Annotated in this window: 15 protein-coding genes; 3 read left to right on the top strand and 12 right to left on the bottom strand. The window is 58.3% G+C overall.

All coding sequences use genetic code 11. From position 1 onward, the window contains the following. Positions 1–71: 71 nt before the first annotated feature. From ACIQU2_RS08355 to ACIQU2_RS08335, 5 genes are all read right to left on the bottom strand, one after another. On the bottom strand, positions 72–293 hold the full coding sequence (locus tag ACIQU2_RS08355) for a formate dehydrogenase subunit delta (protein ID WP_283189968.1): 222 nt from the start codon (positions 291–293) through the stop codon (positions 72–74). Beyond that, positions 290–3,172, bottom strand: coding sequence for a formate dehydrogenase subunit alpha (fdhF, locus tag ACIQU2_RS08350; protein ID WP_403139939.1), 2,883 nt, complete (start codon positions 3,170–3,172; stop codon positions 290–292). The genes ACIQU2_RS08355 and fdhF overlap by 4 nt, the downstream gene beginning before the upstream one ends. Further along, positions 3,169–4,707: a formate dehydrogenase beta subunit gene (locus ACIQU2_RS08345; protein ID WP_403139937.1), complete on the bottom strand. Its 1,539-nt coding sequence runs from the start codon at positions 4,705–4,707 to the stop codon at positions 3,169–3,171. The genes fdhF and ACIQU2_RS08345 overlap by 4 nt, the downstream gene beginning before the upstream one ends. Beyond that, complete coding sequence (locus ACIQU2_RS08340; protein ID WP_403139936.1) at positions 4,704–5,180, bottom strand: formate dehydrogenase subunit gamma; 477 nt, start codon at positions 5,178–5,180, stop codon at positions 4,704–4,706. Before ACIQU2_RS08340 ends, ACIQU2_RS08345 begins: the two co-directional genes overlap by 4 nt. A gap of 661 nt (positions 5,181–5,841) precedes the next feature. Continuing rightward, positions 5,842–6,153 (bottom strand): DUF3077 domain-containing protein, encoded by a 312-nt coding sequence (locus ACIQU2_RS08335; protein ID WP_403139934.1) that lies wholly within the window; start codon positions 6,151–6,153, stop codon positions 5,842–5,844. A 668-nt stretch (positions 6,154–6,821) separates the two neighbouring features. Between ACIQU2_RS08335 and ACIQU2_RS08330 the strand changes: the two genes are divergently transcribed. From ACIQU2_RS08330 to ACIQU2_RS08320, 3 genes are all read left to right on the top strand, one after another. Then, positions 6,822–7,958, top strand: a complete 1,137-nt coding sequence (locus ACIQU2_RS08330; RefSeq protein ID WP_403139933.1) for an ImmA/IrrE family metallo-endopeptidase — start codon at positions 6,822–6,824, stop codon at positions 7,956–7,958. Further along, positions 7,955–8,452 (top strand): DUF4411 family protein, encoded by a 498-nt coding sequence (locus ACIQU2_RS08325; RefSeq protein WP_403139931.1) that lies wholly within the window; start codon positions 7,955–7,957, stop codon positions 8,450–8,452. Before ACIQU2_RS08330 ends, ACIQU2_RS08325 begins: the two co-directional genes overlap by 4 nt. Positions 8,453–8,597: 145 nt before the next feature. Next, a complete protein-coding gene (locus tag ACIQU2_RS08320; RefSeq protein WP_403140072.1) occupies positions 8,598–8,993 on the top strand; it encodes a hypothetical protein in 396 nt (131 codons plus the stop codon). A gap of 131 nt (positions 8,994–9,124) precedes the next feature. Here the strand turns inward: ACIQU2_RS08320 and ACIQU2_RS08315 are convergent, their stop codons facing one another. From ACIQU2_RS08315 to tssI, 7 genes are all read right to left on the bottom strand, one after another. Next, positions 9,125–9,769, bottom strand: coding sequence for a DUF3916 domain-containing protein (locus tag ACIQU2_RS08315; protein ID WP_403139929.1), 645 nt, complete (start codon positions 9,767–9,769; stop codon positions 9,125–9,127). Further along, on the bottom strand, positions 9,770–10,099 hold the full coding sequence (locus ACIQU2_RS08310; RefSeq protein ID WP_282375247.1) for a hypothetical protein: 330 nt from the start codon (positions 10,097–10,099) through the stop codon (positions 9,770–9,772). 499 nt (positions 10,100–10,598) lie between these two features. Beyond that, on the bottom strand, positions 10,599–10,712 hold the full coding sequence (locus tag ACIQU2_RS08305; RefSeq protein WP_080995113.1) for a DUF1652 domain-containing protein: 114 nt from the start codon (positions 10,710–10,712) through the stop codon (positions 10,599–10,601). 260 nt (positions 10,713–10,972) lie between these two features. Continuing rightward, positions 10,973–11,245, bottom strand: a complete 273-nt coding sequence (locus ACIQU2_RS08300) for a hypothetical protein (protein ID WP_017338150.1) — start codon at positions 11,243–11,245, stop codon at positions 10,973–10,975. 27 nt (positions 11,246–11,272) lie between these two features. Continuing rightward, a complete protein-coding gene (locus tag ACIQU2_RS08295) occupies positions 11,273–16,168 on the bottom strand; it encodes a polymorphic toxin type 46 domain-containing protein (protein WP_403139928.1) in 4,896 nt (1,631 codons plus the stop codon). After that, positions 16,165–16,905: a DUF4123 domain-containing protein gene (locus ACIQU2_RS08290; RefSeq protein ID WP_403139927.1), complete on the bottom strand. Its 741-nt coding sequence runs from the start codon at positions 16,903–16,905 to the stop codon at positions 16,165–16,167. The genes ACIQU2_RS08295 and ACIQU2_RS08290 overlap by 4 nt, the downstream gene beginning before the upstream one ends. Next, entirely contained in the window at positions 16,895–18,937 is a 2,043-nt protein-coding gene (tssI, locus tag ACIQU2_RS08285) for a type VI secretion system tip protein TssI/VgrG (RefSeq protein ID WP_403139925.1), read from the bottom strand. Before tssI ends, ACIQU2_RS08290 begins: the two co-directional genes overlap by 11 nt. Positions 18,938–19,006: the final 69 nt, after the last annotated feature.

Here is a 19,006-nt window from a genome sequence, read left to right as displayed (position 1 = left end):
CCGCCAAGCACTGCACCATTGAAAGCCCCGAAACACTCGGGGCTAATTACAAGGGATCGTGTGAACTGAACCTAAGCCTCCCAGCCCGCCCCACTGACCGCGGCCTGCGCCAGTGGGTGCAAGTCTGCCCCCTGATGCTCCGTCTGCCAGGCCAGTAATTCCTTGCGCATGCCGGGCGTCCAGTACATCTGCAGGTGATTACGCACGCCGAGCACGGCCTGTTGCTGATCCGGTTGGCTGGCGAAGTACTGGGCGATCTGGTTGGCCATTTTGATCAGGTTGGCGGTGCTCATCGGCGCACCTCCGCTTTAGCGCCACGCGTCTGACGACGATCTTTGAGCAAACGGTCCTGTTCGTCGCTGAATTCCTGGTAGCGTTTTTGCCACTCGGAAGGGTGGTAGACGCGGCTGACTTCCACGGCGGTGACCTTGTACTCCGGACAGTTGGTGGCCCAGTCGGAGTTGTCGGTGGTGATGACGTTGGCCCCCGATTCAGGGAAGTGGAAGGTGGTGTACACCACGCCTGGGGCGACCCGTTCGGTGACCCGCGCACGCAGTACGGTCTGGCCGGCGCGGCTGCCGATGCCAACCCAGTCACCCTCGTTAATGCCACGGCTCTCGGCGTCGGTCGGATGGATTTCCAGGCGGTCTTCGTCGTGCCAGGCGACGTTTTCGGTACGCCGGGTCTGGGCGCCGACGTTGTACTGGCTGAGGATGCGCCCGGTGGTCAGCAGCAGCGGATAGCGATTGTTGACCTTTTCCTCGGTGGGCACGTAGCCGGTGAGCATGAAGCGTCCCTTGCCGCGCACGAACTCCTCGATGTGCATGGTCGGCGTGCCGTCCGGTGCCGCGGCATTGCACGGCCATTGCAGGCTGCCGTGGCTGTCCAGTGCGGCGTAGCTGACGTTGGTGAAGGTCGGCGTCAGGCTGGCGATTTCATCCATGATTTCTGACGGGTGCGTGTAGTTCATGGGGTAACCCAGGGCGTTGGCCAAGGCCACGGTGCCTTCCCAATCGGCCTTGCCGCCCAGAGGCTCCATGACTTTGCGCACTCGGGAGATGCGCCGCTCGGCGTTGGTGAAGGTGCCGTCTTTTTCCAGGAACGAGCTGCCCGGCAGGAACACGTGGGCGAACTTGGCGGTTTCGTTGAGGAAAATGTCCTGCACCACCACGCACTCCATGGCCGACAGCGCCGCGGTGACGTGCTGGGTATTCGGATCGCTCTGGGCGATGTCTTCGCCCTGGCAATACAAGCCCTTGAAGCTGCCGCCCAGTGCGGCTTCGAACATGTTCGGGATGCGCAGGCCCGGGTCGGGTTGCAGGGTGACGTTCCAGGCCTGTTCGAACTGCGCCCGTACCACCTCGTTGGAGATGTGCCGGTAACCGGGCAGCTCGTGGGGGAAGGAGCCCATGTCGCAGGAGCCCTGAACGTTGTTTTGCCCCCGCAGCGGGTTCACGCCCACGCCTTCGCGGCCGATGTTGCCAGTGGCCATGGCCAGGTTGGCGATGCCCATGACTGCGGTGCTGCCCTGGCTGTGCTCGGTGACGCCCAGGCCGTAGTAGATCGCCGCGTTGCCGCCGGTGGCATACAGACGGGCGGCGGCACGGATGTCGGCAGCGTCTACACCGCAGATGGGGCCAAGGACTTCCGGCGAGTTTTCCGCGCGGCTGACGAACTCGCTCCAGTGAGCGAAATCGCTGCCCTCGCAACGGGCGTCGATAAAGGCCTGATCGAGCAGGCCTTCGGTGACGATGACGTGGGCCAGGGCGTTGAGCATGGCGACGTTGGTGCCCGGACGCAGGGCCAGGTGCAGTTCGGCGCGGGCATGCACCGAGTCCACCAGATCAATGCGTCGTGGATCAATGACAATCAGCCGCGCGCCTTCACGCAGACGGCGTTTGAGCTGGGAGGCGAACACCGGGTGGGCGTCGCTGGGGTTGGCGCCCATCACCAGGATCACGTCGGCCTGCATCACCGAGTCGAAACTCTGGGTGCCGGCGGACTCGCCCAGGGTTTGTTTCAGGCCATAGCCGGTCGGCGAGTGGCAGACCCGCGCACAGGTGTCGACGTTGTTGTTGCCGAACGCGGCGCGCACCAGTTTTTGCACCAGGTAGGTTTCTTCGTTGGTGCAGCGGCTGGAGGTGATGCCACCAATGGAGTCGCGGCCATATTTTTGCTGCAGCCGGCGGAATTCGCTGGCGGCGTAGGTCACCGCTTCATCCCAGCTGACTTCCTGCCAAGGGTCGTTGATGTGCTGGCGGATCATCGGCTTGGTGATGCGATCCGGGTGGGTGGCGTAGCCCCAGGCAAAGCGCCCTTTGACGCAGGAGTGGCCGTGGTTGGCTTGGCCGTTCTTGTCCGGAACCATGCGCACCAGTTTGTCGCCTTTCATCTCGGCGCGGAACGAGCAGCCCACGCCGCAATAGGCACAGGTGGTGATCACGCTGCGCTCGGGCTGACCCAGTTCGACCACGCTTTTTTCCATCAGGGTCGCGGTGGGGCAGGCTTGCACACAGGCGCCGCAGGACACGCATTCCGATTCGAGGAAGTTCTCGCCACCGGCGGCCTCGACCCGGGATTCAAAACCGCGTCCGGTAATGGTCAGGGCAAAGGTGCCCTGGGTTTCTTCGCAGGCGCGTACGCAGCGGTTGCAGACGATGCACTTGCTCGGGTCGTAATCGAAATACGGGTTGGACGTGTCCTTCACGTCAGCCAGATGGTTGTCGCCTTCATAGCCGTAACGCACCTCCCGCAGGCCGACCTGGCCGGCGACGGTTTGCAGCTCGCAGTTGCCGTTGGCCGAGCAGGTCAGGCAATCCAGCGGGTGATCGGAGATGTACAACTCCATGACGTTGCGGCGCAGGGTCGCGAGCTTCGGCGTCTGGGTGTGCACGCTCATGCCTTCAGTGACCGGCGTGGTGCAGGAGGCCGGGTAGCCGCGCATGCCGTCGATCTCCACCAGGCACATGCGGCAGGAGCCGAAGGCTTCCAGGCTGTCGGTGGCGCACAGTTTGGGAATGGTGGTGCCCAGCAGCGCGGCGGCGCGCATCACCGAGGTCCCTTCGGGCACGCTGATGCTGCGGCCGTCGATGTTCAGGGTGACTTGAACCTGACTCTCGCGGGCCGGGGTGCCCAGATCGATATCGGTGTTCGGGTCGAAGAGAGTAATCATTGCTCGGCCTCCGAAGATTGCAGACCGAAGTCGGCGGGGAAGTGCTTGAGGGCGCTGGCTACCGGAAAGGAGACCATGCCGCCCAACGCGCACAGCGAACCGTATTGCAGGGTGTCGCACAGGTCCTTGAGGATGATCACCTGCTCATCACGACCGCTCTGGTCAGGCGCTGCCAGCAGGCGGTCGATCACCTCCACGCCCCGGGTCGAGCCGATGCGGCAGGGGGTGCATTTGCCACAGGATTCCTCGGCACAGAACTGCATGGCGAAGCGCGCCATATGGGCCATGTCCAGGCTGTCGTCAGCCACCACCACACCACCGTGACCGAGCATCGCGCCGATGGCGGCGAAGGCTTCGTAATCCAGCGGTGTGTCGAATTGCGACGGCGGCACCCAGGCACCGAGCGGGCCGCCGACCTGAGCGGCTTTCAGCGGCCGGCCACTGGCGGTACCACCGCCGTAGTCTTCCACCAGTTCCCGCAACGTCAGGCCAAAGGCCCGTTCCACCAAACCACCATGACGAATATTGCCTGCCAGCTGGAAAGGCATCGTGCCGAGGGAACGGCCCATGCCGTAATCGCGATAGAACTGCGCGCCCTTGGCCAGAATCAGCGGCACCGAGGCCAGGGTCAGCACGTTGTGTACCAAGGTCGGCAGGCCAAACAGGCCCTTCAACGCAGGGATCGGCGGCTTGGCGCGGACGATCCCGCGTTTGCCTTCGAGCGAGTCCAGCAGCGCGGTTTCCTCACCGCAGATGTAAGCACCGGCACCGACGCGCACTTCCATATCGAAGGCCTGGCCGCTGCCGCCGACATTGGCGCCCAGGTAACCGGCGGACCGGGCGATGTCCAGCGCCGCACGCAGTGTCGCCACGGCAGCCGGGTATTCCGAGCGCACATAGATGTAGCCATACGTCGCCCCAACGCACAGACCGGCAATCGCCATTCCTTCGATCAGCAGGAACGGGTCGCCTTCCATCAGCATGCGGTCAGCAAAGGTGCCGGAGTCGCCTTCGTCGGCGTTGCACACAATGTATTTCTGCGCCGCTTGAGTGGCGCGCACCGTGCGCCATTTGATCCCGGCCGGGAAAGCCGCGCCGCCACGGCCACGCAGGCCCGAATCGAACACTTCCGTCGCGGTCTGCTCGCCGCCAATGGTGACGGCCCTTCTTAAGCCCTCGAAACCGCCGTGGGCCCGGTAATCGTCCAGCGACAGCGGCCGGGTAATACCGGCTCGGGCGAACAGCAGGCGTTGTTGAGTCTTCAGATAAGGCAACTCTTCTACAAGACCCAAGGCCAGCGGATGAGCGGACGGCTCGCCTCGCAGCGCCTCGAGCACGGACGGCACATCAGCAGCGGTCAACGGGCCAAAACCGATTCGGCCTTGCGGGGTGTCCACCTCCAGCAGCGGTTCCAGCCAGTACAGGCCGCGAGAACTGGTGCGTTGCAGATCCACATTTTGGAGGGCCAAGGCCACTTCATCAGCACCCACGGCACGAGCCAGCGAATCAGCGGGCAGATAGAGACGCGGCATCATGCGTCCTCCCGGCAAGCGTCAAGCAAGGCATCAAGACGCTCGGCACTCAGCCGCGCATGCACCCGGTCATCCAGCTCCAGAGCGGGCGAGCAAGCGCAAGCGCCGAGGCAATACACCGGACGCAAACTGATATTGCCGTCGGCGCTACTGCCGTGATCGTCCAGTTGCAGGCGTTCGCGCAACTGCGCCGCGAGCTGCTCGGCACCGCGGCTCTTGCACGACTCGGCCCGGCACAGACGCAGGATATGCCGGGCAGGGGGCGCGGTGCGGAAGTCATGGTAGAAGCTGATCACCCCGCGAACCTCGGCCTGACTCAGGTTTAGCGCGTGGGCAATCTCGGGGATGGCGGCATCGGGGATATAACCGATGCCCTCCTGAATCTCATGAAGAATGGGCAACAGCGCGCCCGGGGAGCGTTTGTGGCGCTCCAGCAGGCTGTTGACCATAGGCAGGTGCAACATCTCATCAGGCATACAGCATTCCTCACGGTCACGGACAAACCAGATGGTTGTCGGTCGTCCGAAAGTGTCGGCTGCGGCACTCACTCCACGTCACGGTATCGTGGCAATTTCAGGCCGTTGGCCAGGGCACCCTGAGCGGGCATCTTGTTGTGCCCGGCACGGTCTTTGCCGCACCTCTTAAAGGGCATTAAGGCAGCTTGCCACGCTGCTATTGATCGAACTGCACCAAAGCGACGTGTTCGGTTCTGCCTACGACTATCCATTAAGTCTAGATGAGTGGGTGCGGAGCGTTCACTCACTGGCCTAATGCCCTGAGGGCCTACTAGAGAGCAGAGCTGTTCTATAGCGTTGATTTGTTCCGCTGTAAGCCGATAGTCATAGACGCAGTTACTACGGTTACCACTCACCTGTAGCAGCGGAAAAGTTGGCGGCGTGAGAACCGAAAAAAATGTCCAAAATTACTGGACCAGTTCAGCTTGCCCGCGAAAGCGCCAGACCAGCCAACGCAAATCACCGAACTGAAACACAACCCCATGTAGGAGCGAGCCCGCTCGCGAAAAACGCAAGGCATCCACCAACCCGCGGAATGCCCACAATCCTCACAAGCAAGCCCGCCCCTACAACTGCCATACGTAGCTTCGATCGCCAGACAGAGTCCGGGGTTTTTTACCCGCTACCCCTCAGCCATCCCCTCCGCCCGCTTGGACGCCAACTCATTATCCCGATCCCGCGTCAGCACCTTCACCGCATCATCCACCACCGCCTTACTCATCGCCGTCAAATAATGCGCGGCCCAGGCGTGGCGGTCAGTGTCTCTGGCGTAAGCAGCATCTTCGGTCAGCTTCTTGGCGAGGAACAGAAAATCAGAAGCCATGGCTAACGCATCACCGAGGGGAACGCCGCAAGTGACATGGAACAGCGGCTGATTCGCGCAGTAGATGGCAGGTGTCAGGCCGATGGTTGTGAGTTCGGGTTGGTCGGTCATTTACCACCTCCGATGAGGGAGAGGCGGTGGGAGAGGGTGGATGTTGATGCGCTATGCGATTGGGAATTGCGTAGAGGGAAAAGCCAAATTTTGTACGGATTTGTTCTAGTCATGGGTCAACATCCTTGATTTGAGGAGCTGCCACGAGCCTTCTCACGGGCGTGGGTGACAGCTGTGCGCGGGGTGAGAAACCGGCAATCAAGGCAACCGGTAGACCCGAAGGTCTCCCACGCACAGCCGCCATAAAGCCTTATCGCAGACGAAAAAAAACGCCACGACAGGTTTTGGGGCGCTTTGCGCCTTGATTGTTTCGGGCTCTCACACCCGGTCGCTGAATTGGCAGCGACGGTGGGAGGGTATCGTGCAGACCTCATTCCTGCAACCTTCGGGACTAGCCGCACTTGCGTCCTGAAACGCATTGAAACAGGTCAATACCATCTGTCTGCGGGTTACATATTTGCGCTTCGGGTGGTTGATGAATTACCCCATAATCCCGCGCTTCCAACGTCGAAAGCGACGCTTCTCGACTAATCTGTAGCCGCTACCGCCAGACTTTTAATCGCCAAGGAGAAGGCAATGCCAGATCACCGGAACCAGCGTCAGTCGAATGCACTTGCCAACTGTGCCCTCGAACGTTTGCCGGCCGCATCTGACTTGCCTGCGACCCTATGAGCCAAGCCGCCTTAGTCAACCCTAGCCTGCTGACCTGGTCTCGTGAGCGCGCAGGCCTCTCCACCGCCCAGGTCGCTAAAAAGCTGCCGGTAAAACCTGATCGAGTACAGGAATGGGAGTCTGGCGAGACCAAACCCACATTCCTTCAGGCTCAAAAGTGGGCGAGCCTCGCTCACATTCCGTTTGGCTTCCTGTTTCTTCAGCAGCCGCCCGTCGAACAACTGCCTTTACCTGATCTGCGGACCGTCGGTGGGATTGCGCCTCCGCGTCCCAGTCTGGAACTGTTGGACACCGTCAGGGATTCCATACGTAAGCAGGACTGGTACCTGGAGTACCTGCAACACCAGGAGCATCAGCCGCTGGCATTTGTCGGTCGTTTCAATAGCCGATCTCCAGTCGCAGAGGTGGTGGACGATATCCGCCAGACCCTCGGCGTAAACCCTGACGCTGCTCGATGGGATTACGACAAATACAGCCGTGCCTTGATCGAGGCAGCAGAAACGGCTGGCATTTTGGTTATGCGCAGTGGCATCGCTCTAGGCAATACTCATCGCAAACTTGAAGTTAGCGAGTTCCGTGGTTTTGCCATCAGTAATGACTACGCCCCCGTTGTATTCGTCAACAGTTCCGACGCCCCCACCGCCCGGCTGTTCACTTTGCTCCACGAACTGGCCCATATCTGGATTGGTAGCAGCGGAGTGTCTGACGGGAACACCGCGAATGGTCGAGACGAGGAGCGATTCTGCAATGCAGTTGCAGGCGAGTTTCTAGCTCCCGAAGCCCAATTCCGCGCCCTGTGGAACGCCGATGTTAACTGGGAAGACAACCTGGCTCCGCTGGCCACTCGGTTTCACATCAGTAAATTGGCGATCGGTCGCCGCGCATTGGATCTTGGATATATAAACCAGGCCCAATACAGCGCTTACTATCGAATGATCCTCAAGGCCTTTCAGGATGAAAAAGGTGGAGCGGGCGACTATTACCGTAACGCCACAGCGAAAAACAGCCCTCGCTTAAGCAAGGCAGTGCTAACTGAAGCAATGAGTGGCCGGATGCTGCTACGCGAGGCGGGACATTTGCTCGGCGTACAACCTGCCAAATTAAGGACTCTGGCCCGCAGGATCACGGAATGAATCATCTGCTCGACGCAAACACGCTGATCGAGGCCAAGAATCGTTACTACGGCATGACCATCTGTCCTGGTTTTTGGCAATGGTTGTTGCTGAAAAATGAGGCATTGGCCTTAGCCAGCATCGCCCCCGTAATGGATGAGTTAGCGAAGGGGAATGACGAACTGGCTGGTTGGGCGAAGGAAAACTCCGGGTTTTTCCACATCACCACCGATCAAGCGACGCAACAAGCCTTCGCGCAAGTGGCAGGGCTCGTGGCAGATCAGGCACCGAGAATGAAGACAGGCGCCATGGAAGAGTTTTTAGCGGGTGCAGACCCTTGGTTAATTGCAAAGGCTATGACGACGGGAGCGACGTTAGTGACTCACGAAGTGCTGAATCGCGACGCGAAACGTAAATTCATCATCCCTAATATTTGCGAGCAGCTTAACGTTCCGTTTTTGAATACGTTTGAGTTATTGCACAGGCTTGAAGCGCGATTTGTCTTGCATGCATAGGTTATTGTAAGACTTGAGCGATTTAAACTTTTCATCGGCGGCCTCATTCCGCGCTGCCCGAAAAGGGGGACGCATGAAAGAGGAGAAGGGGCCGTTTTTGTCGGGGGTATGTCTGGCGAAGGGGAGCCGAGTTCCAGTGGACAAGATGAATTTTCGCATTGGATATCTTCTGAGTCAGTCTGAACTGACAAAAATCAGAACCGCGCTTTCGGATCCGTTCAACGACTCGCCGGTAGATTACGACTACATCGCAGAACAGGTGAAAGGTGTTGATCGTCAGGCGCTATACGAAATCCTCTATTCAGAAGTAGCACCTGTGTGCTTTACCAATATTGAATCGGCCGTCCCATCGGTTTGGACAGGTTTCGATCCTGACTCGCTCAACGCCGTGATTGAGGAAAGGCTTGCAGCCAGGGAAAACAATTGGTTCCGCAGGCAGTTCGATAAGCTGCTCGTTCGCTGGCTGAGTTATCAATACGGGTATATCTGGAAGGAAATTGGCAGCCGTCTCTCGCGTCTAAATTCGGACCTGAAGCCTTAACCTCATGAGCGAGCTTCGCGCCGAGCTCAGTATCAAAAGCCCCGAAAAAATCCGGGGCTGACAGCAGCTGTCAATTCACCGCAACCCTACAAGGAGCGAGCTCGCTAGCGAAAAACATCTCGCGAAAGCCGTCAGGCCGGTTCTCCGATGCACCACCACTGTACTGCGACCTCATCGTCAGGTTGAGTTACGTCATGCCCGTGCTCGATGAAATTCGCTGGTGTGTGCAACGCAAGAGCATGACTGATCCGCTCTGGCATGAGAGCGTTAGTCTCACCGAGAAAACCCAGATAATAGTCCCGGTCATAGAAGAGGGTGACCTCGCTCTGATGAACCCATGGCCACACCAGCAGGCAAGCGACCCGGTAGTAACCCTGTGAGTGGTCAGCAGCGTTGGACAGGTGGCAAGCGGCTTCGAGCAGTTGCTGAATGCAGAAGGCCTGAACTTCGATTCTTGCTTGAGGGCCTTGAACCAAGGCCGCGTGCACCGGGATCTTCCAATGTGTGTAGCGCTCCATGCGCCCGGATCGCGGGTAAAACTCGTCGCGAAAGCTGGAGGCCCATTGTTCCAGAGCACGAAGGCGGCGGGGAACGCCTCTGATCGACTTGTTGCTGAGAGCGATTTGCCGCATTGATACGTCCTTGTGATGCCGAAAAGTCTTTAATTGTGTCTGCTGGCGCAATGGAAAAGTGGACAGATTTATTTCCATATCTGCCAAAGCCGTACCCAGTACCAGCGGGTGTAAAGGCGTGACAAGCTTGCCTAACACGATCATTCACTGAATATCTTTCAAGTATCCCTTTAGTGCAGTGAGCGGCGTATCAAGCTGCTCCATTGTCTGCGCATTGCTGACATTAGCTGACAACCGTTGCAGTTCACGCCCAAGCGGCGTATCAGCCCCGCCTATAGCGTCTAGCGCCAAACCTGCGCAGTGCGCCACTCTAAGCTGAATACTCTCGACATCACCCCGGCGCACCAGCAAGCCAAATACCTCCCGCTCGTAATCGCTCATGATCGGATCATCCCGCAGAATCGGACTCGACCCCTCCGTCTCATAAGCCAGCTTAAGACAGAACAAAGCGACGGTTTCCAGCAGCAATTCCATGGGGGGAATCCTTGTGAAATGTTCCACCGGTGCAAGCGCGTGGAAGAGAAGCAAGATCAAAAGATCGCAGCCTTCGGCGGCTCCTACCGGATCGCGGTGGGCGCAATGGCTTTTCTATAGGCGAAAAAAAAGGCCTTGCAAAGCAAGACCTTTCTTAATTTTGGTGCCCGAGGGAGACTCGAATAATAGCATAACTGTATAATTAACATAGTTTTTTGCATGTGTACACTTCCACGTTGTACCGTGAAGTGTACACCCTACCTGCCTCCAATAAGGACTGGTGTGGATGGAAGCTTGATCGGATTTCTCCATCCAATTTCCGATGAGCTGTGAGTAATATCTACAAGAAACTGGTTACGGATAGACTCCCTGGTCTGCCAAAAAATGCCGAACCTGTTGGCGCTGATGCGATTTTGACCCAGGTTACTGATTTTAGCTGACCCATGTGCAGCCTCTGAAATCCCACGCAAGGTCATCGATTGCTGAATATTCGAATGGGTCAATGATTTCCGGCGGCTTGGGTCAAAATCGCATCAGCGCCAACAGTGCAGACGCAAGAAAGAGGCAGAAAACCGCACTCAATGATGTGGCGAAGTTCAAGGATGGAAATCATGACCTATGTCCTCAACCTCAAAGGTGGTTTGAGTTTCTGTTCAGTAATCATAGACAACCTGCTCGGTGTTGACTGAGATCACGACAAGCTGCATCACCTCTAGCGGTCATCCCTCGCCCTCGTAATGACATGCGCTATGGGTCGAAAAGTACCTGGCGACATGCAGCAATCGGCCGATTCTGTTGAAAAAGTCGGATTTTCAGATCGCCTGAACTCAGGCACGGCTATCCCCTTTTGTTTTGTGGCTAACTTTTTGTTTGTTAAACACTTAAAAGCCAAGACTCACACTGCTTCAGTTTTGCATTGTCGTTCATTGCGTGAGATATTTTTTTGTCTATCTCTTTGAATTTATTCGGTTCGTTTTCTTTGTAAAATATTAACCAGTTGTCTCTGCCTTCATGTTCGATCATGTATTTTTGTTCATTTTTTTTGATACTCAAAGACCAAGATGAGAAAAAATCGGGGTGATCCGAAAATACTGTTACCGTAAAGCCACAACGACTTGCCATGTCATATAGATCGGATTGTTTCATTTGTGGCCTCCTAAATGTTATTACAGTTTACGGGATTTTTTCGAAGTTTCCTTTAGCGCTGCTAAAGACTTGAGTACCACCCCCTGACGACGGTTGTGTCACACCTTTCACAGACCAAGTATCATCTATCTGTTTGGCTGTCGATTTCAATACGGGCGTTTTTTCGGTTGTTCGATAAATACCTTGCAGTTTTAGTTCGACTGTCCCTGCTGCACGATTATCTCCGAGTGGACCAATTCCTAGCTCTGATGGGGTTGTAGCAGGGTTCAGAGAGTAGTAGTTGCCTTGTGGAGCACCCGGTGATTGGAATTGATAAACGGTTTTTCCTCGGTTTAACGTTTCTACATTTACCGGTTGATTAAAATCTATGCCGTTTAAATGCCCTGGAATGCTTGTCTCTTCAAAGCCTTGTGTTCGGTAAAACTCCGTAGCGGTCTCTTTTCTTCCGCGGGCATTGATATCGTTATTGATATCCCCTGTCCGGCCGTATTTTTGATTCAGCTCAGCTCGTCTGTCATCTGGGCAGTTACTCGGAACGCAGCTCAACCCCAACGGATCCACCCACCCCGTAGGGTTAGGTACGTACTGGTAGTTGTTCAACCCACCCGCAAGCTTGATCGGATCCGGCGTCAAAAACCGTCCAGTCCCCGGATTGTAGTAGCGATGTCGGTTGTAATGTAAGCCCGTTTCGGCATCGAAGTACTGGCCCTGGAAGCGCAGCGGGTTGTCGATTTCTGCAACGTCGAGGGTGGCGAGGTTGCCGTAGGCGCGGTATTTCGCCGACCACATGATCTCGCCGCTGTAGTCGGTGAGTTCCTGCGGGGTGCCGAGGTGGTCGAGTTGGTAGTAGAACGGCGTGGCTTTCAGTGAGCCTTCGCCATCGAGCATCGCCAGCGGGCGGAAGCTACCCGGTTCGTAGATGTAGCTGCGATAGCGGTTGTCGGCGCTTTCGGCGATGAGTCGTTCGCCTTGCCACAGGAATTCGGTGGTGTGACCATCGACGGTTTTGGCGATGCGTCGGCCGAAGGCGTCGTACTGGTAGCTCGCGATGCTGCCGCCGGGGAGGCTGACACCGATCAGGCGATGTTGGCAGTCGTAACGGTACTCGGTGACGAGTTTTTGCCCGGTGCCGCGACGTTCGCGGATCAGGTTGCCATGGGCATCATAGTCATAGTGCCGGTCGCCCTGCATTAGCAGGCGGTTGCCTTTGACGTTGACCAGGTTCGCGGACGGCTGGTCGCCTTGGCCGAGGAGGTTGCCCGCCGGGTCGTGGGCGAAGCTTTCCGGGGTGGTGCCACGGACGTTGATCAGGCGATCGAGCGGATCGTAATGGTAGCTGCGCTTGCCTTTGCGGCTGTCGTCGATACCCGCAAGATTGCCGTTGGCATCGTAGGCGTAGCGACGGCGAAACAGGTTGCGGTCCTGCTGGCTGACGGTGTGGGCTTGCAAGCGGCCTTGTTCGTCGTACTGGTATTGGCTGAGCAGCAGGCCTTGTTGGCGCTGTTGTTCGCGACCGGCGCTGAACTGGTGCGTGGTCAGGCGCGAGCCGTTGAGGTCGATGCTGCTCAGGCGGCCGCCGGGTTGGTGGCGGTAGTCGAGTTTGCTGCCGTCGGGGAGGCGGCAATGACTCAACTGGCCCAGGTTGTCGTACTCGTAACGCAGAGTGCCCCAGCCTTGGTGTTCGGTGATCAGGCGGTCTTGCAGGTCATATTCGTAGGCGAGGGGCCAGTGGCCGTCGTCGACGTTGACGAGGCGGCCGAGGGCGTCGTAGCTGTAGTGAATTTCGTCGCCATCCGCCAGGGTTTTCACCAGCAAGCGGCCGGCGGCGTCGCGTTGGTATTCGGTGAACAACTCACTGCCGTCGTCGCCGAATTCGATTTTCTTCAGCAGTTGGCCGTTGAGGTCGTACTCGTAGGCCGTCCGGCGACCGTCGAAGCCGGTTTCCTGCTGGATCAGGCCGTTCGGGTAGTAATCGAGGTGGTAGTGCTCGCCACGTTCGTTTTCGATCTCGCTGAGCAGCAGGCGCGAGTTGTCGTAGCGGTAGCGAAGCTGACTGCCGTCCGGATTGATACGGCGGCTGACCAGGTGCAGACCATCGGCGTATTCGTAGCGGGTCACGCGACCCAATTCATCGCGTTCGGCAGTGACTTTGCCGTAGGCGTTGTAGGTGAAGGCGCGAGTAGCGCCGCCGGGCAGGGTGATTTGCGCGAGACGATTGGCAGCGTCCCATTGGTATTGAGTGATGGCGCCGGTTTCGTCCTGACGGGTGATCTGCCGCCCCAAGGTGTCGTAGCGATATTTGCGTTGGCCGCCGTCCGGTAGCTGTTCCTCGAGCAGTTGGCCGAGGTTGTTCCAGCCCAGTTGATGGCGGCTGCCGTCGGGGTGACGGATTTCCAGCAGACGGCCCTGGCGGTTGTAGCTGTAGTGGGTCGAGTTGCCGTCCGGGTCGACTTGTTCGGTGATGTCGCCCTGGTCGTTGCGCCAGTATTTCCAGGTCGCCGGACCACGGTTCACGACACGAACAAAACCGTTGTAGTACTCGTAAGTGGTCGGTGCGTCCTCCGGTGGGATCACCGCTACCAGACGGCCCGCTTCGTTGTACCGGTATTCAGTGACCGCACCGAGTGGATCCTTTTCGGCGATCAGGCGGCCCTTGTCGTCGTAAGCCTTGAGGTGTTCCGCACCGTCCGGATCGACTTTGGCGACCAGTCGAGCCTTATCGTCGTGGGTGTAGACCTCTTCGCTGCCGTCAACGTTGGTAACTGTGACGCTGCCCTTGTCATCCCAAGCGTAGTGCGCGTCCATCTGCGAGAAGCTTGCCCAGTGATGGATGCAGCGGGCTGACTTGCCTTCTTTTTCCCATTCCCAGTAGAAGCTGGCACCACCAGCCAGTTGCCGTTCGAGAATGACGTTCTGGTCGTTATAGGCATAACGCTCGGCTTCACCGGCGGCGTTTTTGGCTTCGATCAGGCGGTGCTGGGCGTCGTAGCCGTAGGTGACCAGGGTCTGGACGGTGCTCCAGGCATCTTCCAGGTTGTCCGCCGGGCTGAACTGCTGGTAATCGATGGCGACGATGTGTTTGCGGTCGTAACGCACGAGGAGGGCGCGACCGGCACCGTTATCGACACGTTTGATTCGTCCGTGAATGTCGCGGGTGATGTGCAGGCGGTTGTCGTAGCTGTCGCTGATGGCGATCAGCGTCGCGCCTTTGCTGTTGTAGCGGAAGTGGTAGAACTGGGTGCGTTCGCCGGCTTGGGTGAGGGTCAGTTCGGACGGATCGTCACCAAGGAAAATCGCCGCTTCCGACAGGCTGTTGGTGATCGCCGGGCGCTGCACACTGGGCAACGGGAAGGTGGTGACGCGGTTTTCGTGGTCGGTCCAGATTACTTCGTCGCCGTTGATGTCGACGCGTTGCGCCAGGGCGTGGCTCCAACCGTAACCGAGGCCGCAGTCGATTTCTGCGGCGCTGGTGCGATAGAGGCGCGTCCAGCTGAAGGGCAGCAGACCACCGAGTTCACCGTCGGTCAGGGTCAGCAGCTCTTCGCCGGTAACCATCGATACCGGGCAACCATTGGTGCAGGTTTTCTTGGCACAGGCGGCGCTTTTGTCGTCAGGCGTTTTTGACTGAGTAGGAGCGTCGTCGACCTTTTCCTTTGGTGCGAGGGTGGTCTGTTTGTCTTTCTTGCCACGCGGAAATGAAGAAGCGTCTTTCACTTCCTGCTTCGGCGTATCCGTGGTTTTCGGCACCTGACTTTTAGAACCGTTGGCGGCGGCCTCGTCGATTTTGAGCGCCGCCGTTTTGGTCGGCTTCATCGGCACGCTTTTGGCACTGGCAATCAGTGGCTTGGAAACCTCCGCGTGCGCTGGCAGGCTGTGCTTGCCGCTCAGGCTCATCAGTTTTGCGGCCAGCTCTTCAAGGTATTTGAGCGCCGTACCGGACTTGACCGTGGACAGAGTTTTGGTCCCCACCCGCACTGCGATCCCGGCACCGCCAGTGAGGCAAATACCCAATACCACGTTGATCAGGAATTCCGACGCAATGGCCGTCACCACGTCAACGATGACTTGCGGCGGCAGCATGCCGACCCACGCCACAATCGCCGAGACGTAAATGAACATCAGTGGTTCGTCACTGAGGATCAACAGACCCGAAGCAATGGACTCCTTGGACGCGGCATAGAGCTTGTCGATCTCGACATCCGACAGGTACTTGCGCAGCTTTTCGAGGTTTTCCTTTGGGTGTGCGAGTAGTTCGAACAGGCTTTTGATGTCATCCCACAGCCTGAGCAGCGCCTTTTCCAGACCATCCATCGCTCGTTTTAACAGAATGACAGAGCGGCCCGCGCGGTCAGCCGCCGAGTAACTGGCCCACTGAGGCTGGAACTTGCTCGACCATTCACTTTGCAACCAGCCGTTTAGATTGCCGATTACACCCTGGTAGGAGTCGTAGAGTGCTTTGACATTGCTTTGGGATACGTTCGGGAAAAAGGTAATGCGGTACATCTGGCCTTTCTTGCAGCCATCGATCACCTTGATGCCGCTCGGGCCGATCGTTGTTTCAATGACGGGGCCAGTGACGTCGTCGTAAAAAGTACCTTTGGTGACGGGTTCCAGTTTCACTGGCGTGTTGCCGATCGGTACGAATCGTGCTGATTCGAACATGTGGATCAGCGTGAAGTCGCCCGCCAGAGGGCAGGTCGCGTAGGTCTCGACCTTGCCGGTTTTGGTCTTGCGTTTGGTCACGCTGACTTCATTACCGACCTTGAAGGTTTGGTCGACATCCAATGCCCAACCGGTCAGGAAGCCGTCCGCCCATTCCTTGTAATCGCTCAGGCAGTTCTTGAAGTCTTTGAGAATCAGGTTCACGTCAGGGGTTTTGGCGTCCAGCACGTGTAGGACCAAGGTACCGATCGGGGTATTCATGACGTGACTTCCTTTGTCAGCTGAGCAGCGAGACGCTCTGCCAAATCTTCTGTATTGGGTTGTTGGCGCACGAAGCGCTCGACCTTGTGGCGCAAGTTATTTTCGGGAAAGGCGAAGAACAGTTCCGGGCAGTCCTCTCCCAGCCACTGCATCAGGTTGTCGACGACGGTGGTGTGGTCTTTTTCCGCCAAACTATCGAGCAACTTTTGCGGCACCTCCCACCACGGCCATTCCTTCGCTGGCGGCACGGCCCTCGGCCCAACGTCCAGGCTCTGGCCATTGATCAGATAGCGGTCAAACACCGGCAATACTTCACCTGCGCCAGCACCCAGCCCTTCAAGAATCGGGTAAATATGCCGCCCGTCCCAGAACCGGAAAAACACTTCGGTCCCATCGGGCATGCGTACCTGGGTCAAACTGCGCAGGTGCTCGAACACCACGTCCGGCGTGCTGGTGGACACTGCCAGCCAACCCCAGTCCTGAGCATCGGTTTCGGCGATCCATTGCAGAAAACCGGCATTGGGTTTCAGCTCGGCGAGGTAGGGCATGACGGGCTGCCAATCGGCGTAAGGCGTGCCGCTCCAGATCGGGATCAATTCCGGCGCCATGTCTTGCTGGTAGAAGGCCTTGAGTGGCTCGGCATCGCTGGCCGCGCTAACGATCAAGTACAACCGCTCACCCGTCTGCAACGGCCGTTCAGCCAGCCAAGCCTGTGGAGTCAACAGATCAGATCGCACAAGCACCTGCCTTGCACTTCTCGCACTCTTCACAGAATGGCGCGTTGCGTTTCAGGGTGTTGATCTGCGCCGGGCTCAGAACCGCCCCCGCCTTATCCGCATCCGCCTGTTTCAACACCCCCGGCATCAACGGTGCCGCGCCAGTCCCGTTGCCAGGACTGCCGCCGGAGTTCATGTTGATCACCGGCCCGCTCAGGGTGACGCCACTGCCGTCGATCTTGATGAAGCTGCCACCACCCTTGAGGGTGAGTTCGCTGCCGGCTTCGAGCACGACTTTCATGCCGCTGCTCAGGTGGATCTCCTGGCCGGCTTCGATGAATTGGCCGGTGCCGACCTTGATGTGCTGGTTCACACCGACGGTGAGGTGGTCGTTGGCGCGGGTTTCGACTTTACGATCGGCGTAGACGGTGTGGTGTTCTTCGGCCTTGAATTCGCTGTAGCTGTTTTGCTCGACGGTGTCGTGGCGTTCGTTGCCGACGCGGATTTTCTGGTCGTGCTCGACGTTTTCGTCCCAGTCGCGCTGGGCGTGCAGGAAGATTTGTTCCTGGCCCTTTTTGTCTTCGATGCGCAGTTCGTTGTAACCGCCGCCACCGGGGGAGCTCAGGGTTTTGAAGGTGCTGCGGGTTTTGTTCGCGGGCAGGGCGTACGGGACGACGTTTTCCTTGTGGTAAAGACAGCCGCTGATCAGCGGTTGGTCGGGGTCGCCTTCGAGGAAGGAGACGAGCACTTCCATGCCGATGCGGGGGATGGCGATGCCGCCGTAGTGGGCGCCGGCCCAGGCGGAGGAGACGCGCAGCCAGCAGCTGGTTTTGTCATCGGCCTGGCCTTCGCGGTCCCAGTGGAATTGCACTTTGACGCGACCGTATTGGTCGCAGTGGATTTCTTCACCTTTTGGCCCGGTGACCATGGCGCTTTGGCTGCCGAGGATGCGCGGCTTTTTCTGGGTCAGCGGTGGCCGGTTCGGCACGTCCCACGGGGTGGCCTGGAAGCGGTTGCGGTAGCCCTGATGGAAATCGTCCTTGAGGTTGGTGGTGCTGCTGGTTACCGACTCTTCCAGCACTTGCGGCTGTTTGCCTTCGTGGAGGATTTCGGTCAGCAGCCACAGGTCGTTCCACTTGGCTTTGGGGTGTTGGGTCAGGGCCAGGAAGTGGCCGCTGACCAGCAACGGCTGATCGCTTCGGCCTTCGGCCAACTGGAAGTCGCTGCGGTGACGTTCGAGGGCGCGTTTGGCCAGGTGCTTGCCGCGCTCGCGGTCGATGAAACGGCCGGGATAGTCGTAGTCTTCGAGGTCGGGCAGGGCGTCGCCGCGGTTTTCCGCTTCGAGGGTCAGGCGCGGTTTTTCGAAGTCGTAGTCGCGGCGGGTGGTGCGGCTGGTGCGGGTTTCCAAACGCAGGTCGAAGCGCTTGATCACCGGGTTGTTGGCGACCATGCCGGAGTCTTGCTGGTAGGCCACGGGTGCGAGTTTCGGGAACACCGTCTGGTCATCGCCGAACACCAGTTTGTGGGCCGTGGCGCTGTGTTCGAAGTGGTAGTGAATACCTTCTTCCTCGCACAGGCGCTGGATGAACTGCAGGTCCGATTCATCGTACTGAACGCAGTAGATGCGCTCGGGATAAATCGCCCCGACTTTGAATTCGTAGGCATTACTTTGGATGCCGTGCTCTTCGAGGACCATGCCGACGATTTTCGGCACGCTGAGGTTCTGGAAGATGCGTTGGTTGATGCGGTGCGCCAGGTAGGATAGCTGCGGACGCAGGGTCACCGCGTAGCGGGTCAGGCGTTTGCCGGAATCACCCTGAGCGCCACGATAGATCTGGCCATGGATGCCGCTGCCGTCAGGCGAGAGCTGCAAAAAGGCCGGTTTGTGAAGCAGCGTTTCGAGGTCCAGGGATGGCTGTTCACTGACCAGTTCCACCTCAAATACAAAAGGCTGGCTGATGGCTTCCCGACCTTGCAGGGCAAGCACCTGGAGATCGTTATCCAGACCTTCGATAGTCAGGGCAAAGTGAGTCTGATTGGCCGGCGCGAACATCCCTTGTTCCTCGTGCAGTGCTGCGGCGTAAACCAATACCCGATCAAAGGATCAGCAGACGCAAATTCT

Origin of the sequence: Pseudomonas sp. NPDC098740, assembly GCF_044760065.1 — a bacterium.
GTDB lineage: Bacteria > Pseudomonadota > Gammaproteobacteria > Pseudomonadales > Pseudomonadaceae > Aquipseudomonas > Aquipseudomonas rossensis.
The sequence above is the reverse complement of the archived record's forward strand: the minus strand, read 5'-3'. Positions and strand labels throughout refer to the sequence as shown.